This is a genomic window from Rhizosphaericola mali, assembly GCF_004337365.2.
GTDB classification, from domain to species: domain Bacteria; phylum Bacteroidota; class Bacteroidia; order Chitinophagales; family Chitinophagaceae; genus Rhizosphaericola; species Rhizosphaericola mali.
The window spans coordinates 3,634,154-3,649,434 of the sequence record NZ_CP044016.1 but is presented as its reverse complement, the minus strand read 5'-3'; the positions used below and the strand labels follow the sequence as shown (position 1 = coordinate 3,649,434).

The following is a 15,281-nucleotide window of genomic DNA, read 5'->3' as shown; positions in this document are numbered from 1 at the left end:
AAAAACTATTCTAAAAATTTTAGAATTCAATTGCAAATATCGTCCATAACTTTTATAAAAAAATTATTTACTTGATTGTGCTAATATATTTGATATTTTTGGGAAAAAACGGTTAAGTGATAATTTTTAAGAATTTTTTTTTATTTATTCAAAAAAACATATTACCTTTGCCGTCCGAAAATAGAAATTCATGGCAAATCATAAAGCTACAAAAAAAGATGTTCGTCAAGCTTCTAAAAGAAGAGAAGCAAATCGTTATTATGGTAAAACGACTCGTAATGCTATTCGCGATCAGAAAGCACTTACAGACGAAGCGGCGTATGATGAAAAGCTTCCTTTGACCATTTCTATGATAGATAAATTGGCCAAAAGAGGAGTTATTCATAAAAATAAAGCAGCTAACTTAAAAAGTAAATTAGCTAGAAAAACTTCTTTGAAAACAGCATAATTAAAAGATGCTTTTAAAAGTAAGGTAAAAATATTTGCCCCGCTACATTGTTGCGGGGCTTTTTGGTTTAAACTTATCCTAATCATTACAATTCCCATGAAAGAAAAAATTCTTATTCTGGATTTTGGAAGCCAGTACACGCAATTGATCGCCCGTGCAGTGAGAGAAGCCAATGTTTATTGTGAAATTATTCCTTTTCATAAGCAGTTTGAAATTACTTCAGACTTGAAAGGTATTATTTTGAGTGGTTCTCCTTGTAGTGTAAATGATGAAAATGCTCCAACGGTAGATGTCGCCGCATTTGTTGAAAAAGTTCCAGTATTGGGTGTTTGTTACGGAGCGCAATTGACAGCCAAATTATTTGGAGGTGAGGTTGGTAAATCTAACAAAAGAGAATATGGTCGTGCGCATTTGCATTTAGATGTACAAGATGATTTTTTCAATGGAATTTCTGAAGGTAGCCAAGTGTGGATGAGTCATAGTGATTCTATCAAAACTTTACCAGAAGGTTTTGAAATATTAGCAACAACCAAAAGTATTCCCATTGCAGCATTTAAGAAAGTTGCAGGAGCGAATCCATTATATGGTTTGCAATTTCATCCAGAAGTTTATCATTCAACAGAGGGTAAAAAATTGATTCACAATTTCTTGACCGAAGTGTGTCATTGTTCACAAGACTGGACACCAGCATCATTCGCGCAAGAAACAATAGAAAGATTAAAAGCGGAGATTGGAGATGCACACGTAATCATGGCATTGAGTGGTGGTGTGGATAGTACGGTTGCTGCAACATTGATTAGTAAAGCTATCGGTGATCGCCTGCATGGTATATTTGTTGATAATGGTTTGTTGAGAAAAGATGAATTCCAACAAGTTTTGGATATATATGCGCAATTAGGATTGAATGTGAAAGGTGTTGATGCGAAAGATAAATTTTACAGCGGTCTAAAGGATTTGACAGATCCTGAGGCGAAAAGAAAAGTTATCGGAAAAACATTTATTGATATTTTCCAAGAAGAAGCGCAACATATTAAAGAAGCATCATTTCTCGGACAAGGAACTATTTATCCAGATGTAATTGAAAGTACAAGTGTAAATGGTCCGTCCGTTACAATAAAATCACATCACAATGTTGGCGGTTTGCCTAAAGAAATGAATCTTAAATTGGTAGAACCATTAAGATATTTGTTTAAAGATGAGGTGAGACGAGTCGGAGTTGAATTAGGTATCCCTCATGATTTATTATTCAGACATCCTTTCCCTGGACCTGGATTAGCCATTAGAATTTTGGGTGATATTACGCCTGAAAAAGTGGCATTACTACAAGATGCGGACTATTATTACACAAAAGCTTTGAAAGATTTTGATCTGTATGAAAAAGTTTGGCAAGCGGGTACGATTTTACTACCGATAAAAAGTGTCGGAGTTATGGGAGATGAGCGCACTTACGAATCTACAGTTGCGTTACGTGCTGTGACTTCTGTTGATGGCATGACAGCTGATTGGGCACATTTGCCTTATGAATTTTTGTCTCATGTTTCTAACGAAATTATCAATAATGTAAAAGGTATTAATAGAGTAGTATACGATATCAGTAGTAAACCACCAGCAACAATTGAGTGGGAATAATGGTTTTTTAATTATAAATACATGGGAAGGTTTTTCTTTTTAATGTAATTGCAAAAGGTTGTACAAATAATTTTTTTAAATGAGCTCGATATTTTATCGGGCTCATTCCATGTAATAAATGTTTGAGGTATATTTCAGTATAATTGGTACATATATTTACTTTAGGAGTTTTATTCCTTCCATATAGTCTATTTCTTTTTTACCAATAAATTGGTTTGTCTAACTTAACAGAAATCCTATACGCGGCATTCATTAAACCGACATGACTATACGCTTGTGGAAAATTGCCCCATTGACTTCCGTCATTTTCATCAACATCTTCACTAAACAAACCCAAATGATTGGAATATTGCATCAATTTGTCAAATGTACTGATGGCGTCCTTGTTTCTACCTACTAATGCTAACGCCTCCACATACCAAAATGCACAAATCAAGAATGTTGAAGTCGGTTTGCCAAAATCATCTTGATGAATATATCTATAGAACAGACCATTTTTACCTTTCAATTCTTTTTCCAAACCTTTCAAATGATCTTTTGCTTTTTGAGAATGCGGGTCGAGATAATTCATAATAATCAATTGTAAAGTACTAGCATCTAAATATGGACTACCGACTGCATGCGTATACACTTTTCTTTCTGGATCATAACAAGCTTCAATGTTTGTTTCTGCATTTTTGATCAGTTTAATAGCTCTTGCTATGAGCTTTTTATCTTTTAATTCGCGTGACATTTTAAGTGCTGCTTTTGCACCCGCCCATTGAAATAAATTAGTGTAACAGTGCGTATTGGGCATATTTCTAAATTCCCAAATACCTGCGTCTTTTTCATTTATGGTTTTTTCAATCTTTTTTAAAATAAAATCTATCCAATAAGAGGAATCATTTCTTTCCTTAAATACAAATCTTTTATCCAAATACAAAGGCAAAAGAGAAATCAAGACTTGTCCGTAAATATCGTTTTGAATATGTTCATATGCTTGATTTCCAATATGAACGGGTTTGTTTCCTAAATATCCATCCAAATCTAAAGTTTTCTCAGTCAACGTTTTTTCACCTGTAATTCCATATAACGGTTGATATCGATCTTGCTCGGTAAAGGAAATACTTGATACATAAGAGAAATATTGTTCTAACTCATCAAAATGACCAATATTATTCAGCGCATTGATCACATAATGCGTATCTCTTAACCAACAAAAACGGTAATCCCAATTACGACCTTCACCTGGAAACTCTGGCAAACTCGTCGTGCTCGCTGCGATAAAAGCGCCCGTATCTTCAAATTGATGCAATTTCAAAGCCAGCGCAGAACGAATAACCGCCAATTGATTGAATCTCAAAATACTGGAATCTTTTACCCAATTGCGCCAATATTTTATTGTCTCCGCGAGAAACCGTTCAAAGGTCGTTTCTAATTCTGCCTCGAAAGGTTCTCCATAGGAAAGCACAAAATATTTGGTATCATTTAGTACAAAATATTGTTCTTCTGCTATATAATTAATAGATGCATTGGTCGTCAATCGGATGGACGTTTCTCCATAGGTAAAATGCAAATGATTACTACCAATCAACGGTTGCAATGGTATATTTCCATAATCCAAAACTGGTTTGCATATAATTTTTACACGAGGAGCTCCACTTAAACATTCTACTTTTCGCATCAAATTGAGCGGGCGAAACATTCGATTAAAATTGGAAAATCTCGGTGCAAAATCAGTTACTCGATAGGTGCCATAGGCATTGGTAATCTCGGTGCAGATGATATTCGTATTCTCTACATAGTATTGTTTGGATGAATATTCCCCTTCTGGAAGTATATAAAATGCACCGCCTTTATTCTCATCGAGCATCCCGCCAAAGACAAAGGAACTATCAAATTTTGGCCAACAAAGCCATGAAATGTTGGTATCTTTTCTAACATGAGCAATATAAGAGCAGTTGCCAATAATGCCAGAATCGTATTTGTGTACTGCCATAATTTGTTATTTTTCAATCGTTAAGATAACCCAGAATCGTCAAAAGGGCGTCATTATTTTCTATATAAAAAGCTAAAATATTTCAAAAAAGAAAATAAATGTATTTTGTTGTATGATAAACTTATCTTCGTAAACGTTACTATTGTGTGAACTCAGTAATGTTCACTATTTTCAAATTTAAATTGCTTTACTAATTTTCATAAAAATTAGAACAAGTTCACAAATTCCAGCTATTATCATGAACAAAAGAACAGATTTTGCATGGTCTGATGATTGCGAGCCGCACAAGTTGCGTACCAAAGAAATCATCGTTGACCACCCTGAAATAAGAACACTCATTGGCCGAAACCCCTATACCTTCCTTATAATCTTACTTTGCGTAACTATCCAAACAGTTTTAGCTATTTGGTTAAAAGATGCATCTTGGTGGATAGTATTATTGGTGGCATATCTTGTGGGCGCATTTGCCTGTCATACGCTATTTGTATGTAATCACGAGGCGTCACATAATTTGATTTTCAAAAATAGGAAATTGAATACGATGGCTGCATTGGTGGCTAATTTACCTTTGATATTTGCAAGTACGATTTCTTTCAAAAAATACCATTTAAAACACCATGCTTACCAAGGTATCGAAGCTTTGGATGCGGACATGCCTAATAAATGGGAAGCCAAAATGGTGGGAAATTCTACATTTGGAAAAGCAATGTGGCTGTTCTTTTACCCAATTGTACAAGCAAGCCGTATGGGTAGAATGAATAAAGAAGTAAAATTATTTGACTGGGAAATGGCATTGAATTGGTTAATTCAAGTTATTTATGTAGGAATTATGTTTTACTTTTTTGGTTGGAAAGCCATCATTTTTCAATTAGCAAGCTTCTTCTTCTCTGTTGGTTTACATCCATTGGGTGCTAGATGGGTACAAGAGCACTTCCTAACACATGGCGAGGAACAAGAAACAAAAAGTTATTATGGGCCATTGAATGTTGTAAATTTGAATGTTGGATTCCATAATGAGCACCACGATTTTCCGTCTGTGCCTTGGAATCATTTGCCTCAATTACATAAAATGGCACACGAACATTATGATAATCTAGGCTCACACAAGTCTTACACGATCTTATTATTCCAATTTTTATTTAATAAAGATTTATCCATTTTTTCCAGAATGGCACGTAATAATAGAGGAAAAACTAGCAATAAATCGAAAGAATCTACTAAGCCGAATGTAACAGAAACTCATTCTGATGGAGTTTCTTCGCACGTTGAAAAAATATCTGCCGCGGATAATTTAGCGATTAGAGATGCCGCATTTATTAAAAAATAAAGAAATACACCTCTAAAAACAGAATGCCCAACCAAATTTGGTTGGGCATTCTGTTTTTATTGAATGTGGTAATTAATTTAAATCCCACCATAATGGAGTGGTAATTTTATCATCTCCACCTAGTTCGGTATAACCAGAGGCTAAGCCTTTTGCATTACTTTGCTTTTCCTGTATTAAAAATGTCAATCTTCTTATATATTGTTTTGTTGGATCAGGAATGTCGGTATTGTCAGAATTTACGACTGGATACAAAGAGAATGCATGGCTTCGTCTGTAATCAGCCCAAGCTTCAGTACCATCTGGAAATATGGCCAACCATTTTTGAATTGCGATTTGACGTTTTTGAATCGCGGCAGTAGCTCCAAATTTTACAGGAACGTCTGATACAGCGGCGGAGCTCAGATTATCACCAGGGGCAGCTGGTAATGTCGTTCCGTTTATGTAGTTAGCAATTGTGGTGGCATCGGTTATCCCCCATTGTGTCATTGATGCTTTAATTCCATCTTCATAAAGTTCTTGAACCGTTTCGCTTCCCATATTCCATCCCAAAAGTTTAGCCTCTGCACGTAAAAAATATGCTTCAGCTGTACACATTACATTTTGAGAAGTAGATAGATACGTTGCCGTCCCTCCAGCAAAACTTGTAGATGCCCAACGTGGTCCAACATGTGAATTGTCTCCTGCCATATTACCACTCTGCCCTAATTGAGTTGTCGATAAGCCATTTCTTAGTCCTCTATATTTACTAGAATTTACGGCAGGTAAAAAGTAAACACCAATTCTCGGGTCATTATACCCATTCAAGATAGATCCCATTGCGGCACTCATTCTAAACTCGTTCCAATCACTCATCATGGATAATCCATTGACTGTATTCACGCTTTTTAACATCAATGCATCATCTGCTGTGCTAGTAGTCATCACACCATCAGCAACCGCTTCCTCTGCATATTTTTGAGCCAAAGTTGGAGCTACTCCAGATATTCTCATAGCCAATCTTAGCTTCAAAGTGTTTGCAAATTTTAACCAACTCGTCACATTGCCAGAATATATAATATCAGATGTGCCAAATGGTGTTTCGGATGTATGCGATTTTAAATTTGTGATAGAAGAATCTAGTCTTTTGAAAAAATCATAATAAACAGAATCTTGTGAATCATAGGCTACATAATCTGCGATCTGACCTGCTTTGAAATATGGTATAGGGCCCCAATAATCCGTAATTCTATCAAAACCTAATACCCAGATTATATTAGCCAAAGAGTATTCTGCAGATGTAGGATCTGTGTTTTGGAAAATTGTTTGTAACTGTGGCAGCATATCTGAATATATACTCGTCCATGCAGAATTGAACCAGTCGTCACGCATCACATATCTATCAGATGGGAAATAAGTAGCTACACATGCGAAATATTGCGCATATTGATCCGCATTTAAGTTCTGTGCAACTTGATAACTTGTACTCCACATACTAGCATCTTCTGCCTTCGTAAAAATATAAGGAAGATCGGCTGAGCTTACTGAAGTAAGTGCATTTGGGTTGGTATTAATATCGTTGTACTTTTTTGTACATGATATTGATAATATTATACACAATCCCAAAAGCGATAAAATCATCTTTTGACGTAATAAGGTAATAGGAATTATTTTAAATAAGGCACTTCTGTTCATTGTAAATCGTTTTAAGTTATTTTAGAATCCAACTTTTAAATTAACACCCCAAGTTCTTGTAGCTGGCATTGCTCCATATTCGACACCTTGGTAATTACCATTGCCCATACTCATATCTGGGTCAAACCACATTTTTCTTTTTCCAATACCTGGGATATCCATTCTAGAACTACCTCTATAAATCCAAAATAAATTCCTTGCAACAGCACTTAGCTTAAGCGTTTTAATCAAAGAGGTGCTTTTTACAGGAATATCATATCCAAAAGAAAACTCTCGTAGTCTGAAGTTTGTGGCATCATAAGCAAAAAATTCACCTGTACCATATCTTTGTCCCGTCACAGAAGATGCAGTCCAAAATTGTTGTGCAGTTACTGTTTTAGTATTGACAGTTCCATCAGCCGTTACGCCACCTAAAGCTAAGCCGCCTTCTCTGAATTTTTCGGTACCTTCTGTAATTCCGCTAAATGCAAGGTTCATTTCCGTTCCCGAGACTAGTGTGCCTCCAATCCTTCCATCTGTTAATACTCTCAAATAAAACCTTTTGTATGTGAAAGTATTGGTCCATCCTAAAAGTGCAGTAGGATTAAAATTTCCTAAATATTGTGTAGTTGTAGTTGCCACTGGCAATCCATTCGCATCGACAATATGTTGACCTTGATCATTTGTCGCCCATTTATATCCATATAAGTCTCCGTATTTGCCACCCGTAGTAATGGCTACTTGGGCTGCACGGGCTTCGCTACTTAAATAAATGGTACTGATGTCGTCAGATATTTTTTTAATTTTACTTTTATTCATTGAGAAATTCACAGCTACATCCCAATTGAAGTCCTCATTTTTAATTGGAGTTGCTTGTAAGGTAAATTCCCATCCTGAATTTTGAATATTACCAGCATTTATGTATTTCGTTGCATATCCTGTAGCGACTGGTGTACTCAAGGAGATTAACTGATTGATCGAATTACTTTTATAATAGGTTGCTGCAAAACCAAATCTATTATTAAAAAATTTTGCTTCTACTGTAGCTTCAATATTTTTAACAATCTCTGGTTTTAAGTTAGGTATAGGATAAACAGAATTGCGGCTAATTTCTCCATTTCCGGCTGATTGCGTATAGTTATATACAACATTTCGTATCTGTTCTTGTCCTCCATTACCCACTTCGGCATAACTTGCATTGACCTTTAAGTAGGATATCTTTTGAGGTAATTTGAATAAATCACTTAACACTGCAGCGACACCAGCGGAATAATATCCATAAGAATATGGAGATGCTAATCTTGAATCCCAATCATTTCTGTAGCTTCCATCAAAAAACAAGGCGTCTTTATAAGCAAAGTTAGCGGTCCCAAATACAGATTGAGTTTGGTCTCCTCCTGCTTGAGGAGTAGCAGACAATGCTTTAGCAAATGCAACACTAAACTTATTTGCTACATATAGACCATTTGTGTTAAGCGTATTATAGACATATTTATAATCTCTAAAAATACTACCTGCATTATAATTAATCGTCCAATCCTTATTTAATTCATTTTTTCCGGACAAAATAACATCATACCATTGTTGTGTATTTTTGAAGCTACTAGTTATATAATTGCCACCATTACCAGCATTGGTCCATAGAATAGTACCATCCTGATAGCTTTGGTCTAAATCATCTAAACTTCTATCTAGATTCGCTCTGCCTGCAATATTTAGCCAACTGGTTATATCGTATTTTAAAGACATAAAACCCATGATACGGTCTCGTTCAGAATTAATGGATGTGTTGTTAATCATCCAATATGGGTTTTGATAAATAGAATTTAAAGTGGATGGCCAAGTTGTAGGTTCCATCAATCCTGTAGATGTGTTTTCTTGTTGATAATTTTTGGCTTCACTAAGTTTTACACTTCTAGGTATCTGATACATATCAAAAACAGGGCTATTTTCCTCCCCAGTTCTTGGCATATTATTGATTTTTTGATGGATATAAGTCAATCTTGCATCAACAGAAAGTTTATCTGTGAATTGCTGAAAAACTCTAAGGTTGATGTTATGTCGCATCAAGTTATTTTTAGGCACAATTCCCTGTGTTGCATTATTAGTATATGAGAAATAAGCTTTTGTCTTATCATTTCCGCCAGAAAAACCAACATAATTAATAAAGCTGGATCCGTTACGGAAAAAATCTTTTACATTATCGTCTTGTGCAGAATAGGTATCGTTATTACCCCAAGAATTGGTATAAGTCTGCCCCGTCATTTTAGCACCCCAACTAGAACCAACGGAAGTATTAATTTCTGCATTTGTTCCTTGTCCATATGTATTTTGAAATTTGGGTAATGCAAATACGCTTTCTGACGCATATCCTGAATTGAAATCAACATGTATTCCCGTTTTTCCTTTCTTTGTAGCTACTACCAAGACTCCATTTCCTGCTTGACTACCATACAGTGCAGCTGCCGAGGCACCTCTAAGAACTGTTAGACTTTCAATGTCATCCGCATTTAAATTGGACGCGCCGTCAGGGCCTTGAAAAGATCCGAAGGTGCCGCCAGGTACATTTGTAGTTACATTTAACATCGGTACTCCATCAACAACGATGAGAGCTGTATTGCTTTGTTGAATTGATCTATTACCTCTTAGTACAATTCTAGCGCCACTGCCTGGACCTCCTGATCCTTGTGTGATCAAAACATTGGCAACCTTGCCAGATAGTGAGTTTACAAAGTTATTTGCATCTCTTACATCGGTGAGTTCAGATGTTTTTACGGATTGTGTAGCATATACTAATCCGCGTGTTTTACGGGCGATGCCCAATGCCGTAACCACCACTGCATTGCCATCTGCCTGTACTGGAATTAAGCTAATCTGTGCAGAGTCTTTTCCAGAAACACTAACAAATTGAGAGTTGTATCCCACTAGGCTAACGACAATTTCTTTGGATACGTCTGCTACGGAGATCTGAAATTGACCAGAATCGTTGGTCGTTGTTTCTACTTTTGTTCCTTTTAATGAAATAGTAGCTCCGGACAAAGGTTGTCCTGAAGTGTCCAATACAATTCCTTTAAATAGTTTTTGCGTCTGAGCATTCGCAAAATTTCTCAAAAAAAGGAAACAACAAAAAAGCAGTACAACTTTTGCAGTTTTTTTCATTTGCATTTAGAATTTAAGTAATCAAAAAAATTAATAATGGTGATCCAATTCAATTATGGCACGGTACAATGCCATTGTCTTCACAGTAATAGTTCGAAATATTCTTGTCTAAGTTAACAAAACATTTTAAATAATTTTAAATATATATATATTTTTTATTTTAATATTCAATTTAATAAAAAAGCGCGGAGTGAATGTATTCACTCCGCGCTTTTTTATTAAATTGAGGTTAATTAATTCGTTGCGTTCCAAACATTATTCGCAGGATTTACATCTGGAAATTCATGTTTTGGATCAATTTCAACTTTTTTTAATGTTGTTGTTGATGGATACAAGAATTTCCAAGTAGAACCTCTTTGCCAAATTTCTACAGGAAGTTGGATTGTTTCAGTTTTATCATTGGCATCCGTGATAGCAATTTCTACGGGCATTGGTAATTTTTCTAAATTTTCGATAGTAATTAATGCCCCTTTTGCTACATCATTATCGACATATGAAATGTTTTTGACGGCTTGATCCAATTTCCAATTATTGTAAAACCATCCCTTCCAAAACCAACTTAAATCTTCTCCAGCTGCATTTTCGATCGTGTGGAAAAAGTCGTAAGGGGTTGGGTGTTTAAATGCCCAAGTTTTTACATATTGTTTAAATGCATAATCAAATCTTTGCTCTCCAATAATTTTTTCTCTCAATAAATTTAAACCTAAGGCCGGTTTATAATAGGCTGTATTTCCTAATTGAAATGGTTGTATTTGATCCGGATAAGAAAATAATTTCTCTGCATTTTGGGAAAATACCATTTTTGCCATCCTTTGGACATCTTGCGGTTTATAAAATTCTCCTTTATTAAAATCTTTGGTATCTACTCCATTGATAAATGTGTTGAAACCTTCATCCATCCATGCATATTTTCGTTCATTTGAGCCTACAATCATTGGAAACCAATTATGTCCAAACTCGTGATTAATTACTCCCCAAAGGCGTCCACCTTCTGCTTTTGATCCACAAAATACAATACCAGGATATTCCATGCCATTAACGATACCTCCGACATTGGTCGCAGATGGATATGTAAATTCATACCAACGAGAGCTTAATTCAATAGACTTTTTGGTAAATTCTGTACTTCTTTTATATCCATTGTCTGTATTTGCTTCTTCTGGGTATACAGATTGTGCTAAAATTTTCTTTCCACTAGGCAAATTTATTCTTGCAGCGTCCCAGATAAATGCTTTAGATGCGGCAAAGGCAACATCGCGCGTCTCATCACATTCAAATTTCCATGTTAAGGAATTTTTGTTCATTTTATCTGCACCCTTTTGTACATCTTCCAAAGAATGAATCATCACAGTTACATCGCTATTTGCTGCTTTTGCTAATTGCTTTTGTTGTTGTGCTGTTAATACTTCTGTTGGATTCAATAATTTTCCAGAACCAACAATAATTAAATCGGATGGTGCTGTGATGGTATATTTTATATTTCCGTATTCCAAATAAAATTCACCAGCTCCTAGGTAGGGTAATGTATTCCAACCCAATACATCATCATATGTACACATCCTTGGATACCATTGTGCGACTTCGTAGATCAATCCATTTTTTGTAGGCATCATACCCATTCTGTCCGTGCCATCAAATGGAACTGTAAAGCCATATTCAATAGCTAATTCTAATTTACCTCCATTGCCCTTTAATGAACTTGGTAAAATAATCTGCATCCTCGTATCTGTAATGATATAATCTGCTTTATATGATTTACCTCCTAATTTTATGGTTACAGATTTGATTTCATCACCATTGGTAAATTCAGTATTGGCAAATCTCCCGCCGGTAACTGGACTAGTTGCTTGCGCGCGAGATTCTTTTTTCTTGATGTTTTGATCCAGTTGCAACCATACATAAGCAAGATCATCTGGACTGTTATTTGTATAATCGATATTTACACTTCCATCAATATGCTTTTTTGTTGTATCAAGCTTAACATTGATATCATAATTGACCTTGTTTTGCCAATATTTAGGACCAGGTGCGCCAATTGCACTTCTAAATTCATTGCCATTGGTAGTGTAGAATGTGGGGTCAAATGCTTCATGTTGATCATACTTGCTATCTTGTGCAAAGCCTGAAATTGCAGAAGATACAAATAATCCTGCCAACAAAACGGCGGATTTTTTCATTTTTGTACTTTTTATTTTTAAATTAATTACCAATAATGGATTTGATAAGTGAATATGAACAAATGTAAATTAATATAATAAAACCAACCGTTAATAACTAACAAATATATCCGCCTTTAAAATCCTTACATATTCTATACATTTGCGCCCAAAACAGCAAAAGACTCATATATGCAATTTTCCTTTACTTTTCAGAAAAATAAAGTTATTCAAGGTTTGAGATATCATTTCATCTCTCGTCCTGAGATTAAAATATTACTAATTGTTATTAATGTCTTTGCGGTAATCTCTGCCATCTTATTTTATTTAAAAAAAGTCCAACCATTACCTTTTTTATTGAGTGCTTTTCTTTGGATGATTTTGATGATTGTTATTTGGATGGTTTTGCCAAGATATATTTATTCCAAAAGCCCAATATTCAAACAAGAATTGGAACTGACAGTTAATAAAAATGGATTAACTATAGCGATGGATGGGAAGCAAGGAGAATGGACGTGGCCAAGTTTTTCAAGTTATTTTGAAAGTCCCAATTTTTATCATTTATATTTTAGTTCAAGGTCATTTTTTCTCATACCAAAAGATGCAGTACCTGCCAACGAGGTCGGAGAATTTAAAAAATTAGTTGCAGAAAATATTATCAGAGAAAAAGTTAAATAAAAAGAAACCCTTTCAATTCAATTGGAAGGGTTTCTTTTTATAATTACAATTGTTTTTCCATACAAAAATGTGGAATGCCTACTTCTTCAAATTCTTCTCCCACAGCCATATATCCTAACTTTTGGTAAAATAACATCGCTACTTTGCGTGCATGTAATTCGATACATTTATATCTATGTCTTTTCGCATACTCCTCTGCATACGCAACTAATCTACGTCCTATACTTTGTCCTTGAATAGCCGGATCTACCGCCATTTGTCTTAATTGAACTTGAGTTTCATTCAAGATTTTAAACTGACAACAACCGAGAATCTCATTGTCTAAAAATGCGCCAAACATTATATTTTCCGCATCTTTTTCCAAATCAGCAGGCGAAAATTTCAAACCCAAAGGCGCTCTTAAAACTGCCGATCTTAATGCGACTTGTTGCACATAATCGGGGCTATTATATTCAAAAATCTTAAAAATTAGTTCCATATTTAGACAAAAAAAATATTTCATTAATATTTTAAAATATTGATAATCAATAATTTAAAATAATTTTTTCCATAATAAAGCTACAAAAAACAATTAGATTATGGTGTATAATCGAAAAATTATATTTTTGCGGCTGTAACTAAACTTATTTACAATGTCAGACATCGCAGCAAAAGTTAAAAAAATTATTGTTGACAAGTTAGGTGTAGAAGAATCAGAAGTAACTAATGAAGCGTCTTTTACAAATGACTTAGGCGCAGATTCATTGGATACCGTAGAATTAATTATGGAATTCGAAAAAGAATTTAACATTTCTATTCCAGACGAACAAGCTGAAACCATCACAACTGTTGGTCAAGCGGTTTCTTATTTGGAAGAACACGCCAAATAATTTTTTTCGATTTTCGAAAACAATATGTCCGTCTGCTGGTTATATAAACTCGTAGGCGGATTTATATCTTACAAAGAATCGTAATTGTAGTATTAAAATATTATGCAGCTTAAAAGGGTAGTAATTACTGGTATTGGAGCTTTAACACCGATAGGTAACAATTTGGATGAATATTGGAATGGATTGATAAACGGCGTTTCGGGCGCAGATGTTATTACTCTATTTGACGCATCAAAATTCAAGACTCGATTTGCTTGTGAAGTGAAAAACTTCAATCCAACAGACTTTATCGATAGGAAAGAAGCACGTAAAATGGATCGTTTTGCTCAGTTAGCCGTAGTTGCTAGTGATCAAGCAATGCAAGATGCGGGTCTTAATAAAGAAAATATTAATCCTGATAGGGTTGGGGTTATTTTAGGAAGTGGTATTGGTGGTCTTCCTACACTCCAACAAGAGATAATTGATTTTGCAAAAGGAGATGGAACGCCACGTTTTAGTCCTTTCTTTATCCCAAAGATGATATTGGATATGGCTCCTGGATTAGTTTCAATGAGACATAATTTAAGAGGACCTAATTATTCTACTGTTAGTGCATGTGCTAGTAGTACCAACGCAATGGTTGACGCTTTTGATATGCTCCGTCTTGGAAAAGCGGATATTATCCTTTCTGGGGGTAGTGAAGCTGTGATTACAGAGGCTGCTATTGGGGGATTCACATCAATGCATGCAATGAGTGAAAGAAACGATGATCCAAAAACAGCGAGCCGTCCTTATGATAAAGATAGAGATGGGTTTGTTATGGGAGAGGCTGGTGCGATCGTCGTAATGGAGACATTAGATCACGCGTTAGCTAGAGGTGCTAAAATCTATTGTGAAGTTGCAGGAGGTGGTGCATCTGCTGATGCATATCATATTACTGCACCTCATCCAGAAGGTCTTGGAGCACAAAACGTTATGAATGCCGCTTTAGCGGATGCGGGAATGGTACCTACTGATATTGACTATATAAACACGCATGGGACATCAACTCCTTTAGGTGATGGAGGTGAGGTAAAAGCGATACAAAAAGTTTTTGGTGAACATGCATATAATTTAAATATCAGTTCTACTAAATCCATGACAGGACATTGTATAGGTGCTGCTGGAGTTGTTGAGGCTGTAGCTTGTGTTATGGCAGTAATTAATGATATAGTACCTCCAACAATTAATCATTTTACAGATGATGATACATTGGATCCGAAATTGAATTTCACATTTAACAAAGCGCAAAAACGTACAGTGAATGCAGCTTTAAGTAATACATTTGGCTTTGGCGGACACAACGCGGCAATTATTGTAAAAAAATACAAAGCCTAGTTTTCAAAAAAAGTTTTAATCGTCCATTGCA

At 35.2% G+C, this 15,281-nt stretch carries 11 protein-coding genes; 6 read left to right on the top strand and 5 right to left on the bottom strand.

Features of this window, described 5'->3' with window-relative positions; all coding sequences use genetic code 11:
- Positions 1 to 190 precede the first annotated feature (190 nt).
- The gene (gene rpsT, locus E0W69_RS15565; RefSeq protein WP_131330971.1) at positions 191 to 448 is read left to right on the top strand and encodes a 30S ribosomal protein S20; all 258 of its coding nucleotides are present in this window, start codon (positions 191 to 193) and stop codon (positions 446 to 448) included.
- A gap of 96 nt (positions 449 to 544) precedes the next feature.
- A complete protein-coding gene (gene guaA / locus E0W69_RS15560; protein ID WP_131330970.1) occupies positions 545 to 2,077 on the top strand; it encodes a glutamine-hydrolyzing GMP synthase in 1,533 nt (510 codons plus the stop codon).
- A 199-nt stretch (positions 2,078 to 2,276) separates the two neighbouring features.
- On the opposite strand, the gene E0W69_RS15555 is transcribed toward guaA, so the two are convergent.
- Positions 2,277 to 4,055 carry a glycoside hydrolase family 15 protein gene (locus E0W69_RS15555; RefSeq protein WP_131330969.1) on the bottom strand — a complete coding sequence of 593 codons (1,779 nt, stop codon included), beginning with the start codon at positions 4,053 to 4,055 and terminating at the stop codon, positions 2,277 to 2,279.
- Positions 4,056 to 4,293: 238 nt separating this feature from the next.
- On the opposite strand from E0W69_RS15555, the gene E0W69_RS15550 reads away from it, so the two are divergent.
- Positions 4,294 to 5,382 (top strand): fatty acid desaturase, encoded by a 1,089-nt coding sequence (locus E0W69_RS15550; RefSeq protein WP_131330968.1) that lies wholly within the window; start codon positions 4,294 to 4,296, stop codon positions 5,380 to 5,382.
- A gap of 72 nt (positions 5,383 to 5,454) precedes the next feature.
- Here the strand turns inward: E0W69_RS15550 and E0W69_RS15545 are convergent, their stop codons facing one another.
- The 3 genes from E0W69_RS15545 to E0W69_RS15535 all read right to left on the bottom strand — a co-directional run bounded on the left by E0W69_RS15545 (position 5,455) and on the right by E0W69_RS15535 (position 12,368).
- On the bottom strand, positions 5,455 to 7,053 hold the full coding sequence (locus E0W69_RS15545) for a SusD/RagB family nutrient-binding outer membrane lipoprotein (protein WP_225321286.1): 1,599 nt from the start codon (positions 7,051 to 7,053) through the stop codon (positions 5,455 to 5,457).
- A 21-nt stretch (positions 7,054 to 7,074) separates the two neighbouring features.
- On the bottom strand, positions 7,075 to 10,191 hold the full coding sequence (locus E0W69_RS15540) for a SusC/RagA family TonB-linked outer membrane protein (RefSeq protein WP_131330967.1): 3,117 nt from the start codon (positions 10,189 to 10,191) through the stop codon (positions 7,075 to 7,077).
- Between the two features lie 233 nt (positions 10,192 to 10,424).
- On the bottom strand, positions 10,425 to 12,368 hold the full coding sequence (locus E0W69_RS15535; protein WP_131330966.1) for a M1 family metallopeptidase: 1,944 nt from the start codon (positions 12,366 to 12,368) through the stop codon (positions 10,425 to 10,427).
- Between the two features lie 171 nt (positions 12,369 to 12,539).
- Here E0W69_RS15535 and E0W69_RS15530 point away from each other — a divergent pair, with 171 nt between their 5' ends.
- Positions 12,540 to 13,025: a YcxB family protein gene (locus E0W69_RS15530; RefSeq protein WP_131330965.1), complete on the top strand. Its 486-nt coding sequence runs from the start codon at positions 12,540 to 12,542 to the stop codon at positions 13,023 to 13,025.
- 43 nt (positions 13,026 to 13,068) lie between these two features.
- On the opposite strand, the gene E0W69_RS15525 is transcribed toward E0W69_RS15530, so the two are convergent.
- Positions 13,069 to 13,503, bottom strand: coding sequence for a GNAT family N-acetyltransferase (locus E0W69_RS15525; RefSeq protein WP_131330964.1), 435 nt, complete (start codon positions 13,501 to 13,503; stop codon positions 13,069 to 13,071).
- Positions 13,504 to 13,657: 154 nt separating this feature from the next.
- On the opposite strand from E0W69_RS15525, the gene E0W69_RS15520 reads away from it, so the two are divergent.
- Both E0W69_RS15520 and fabF read left to right on the top strand, forming a co-directional pair.
- Positions 13,658 to 13,894, top strand: a complete 237-nt coding sequence (locus E0W69_RS15520) for an acyl carrier protein (RefSeq protein WP_131330963.1) — start codon at positions 13,658 to 13,660, stop codon at positions 13,892 to 13,894.
- Between the two features lie 102 nt (positions 13,895 to 13,996).
- The gene (gene fabF, locus E0W69_RS15515; RefSeq protein WP_131330962.1) at positions 13,997 to 15,250 is read left to right on the top strand and encodes a beta-ketoacyl-ACP synthase II; all 1,254 of its coding nucleotides are present in this window, start codon (positions 13,997 to 13,999) and stop codon (positions 15,248 to 15,250) included.
- Positions 15,251 to 15,281 lie beyond the last annotated feature (31 nt).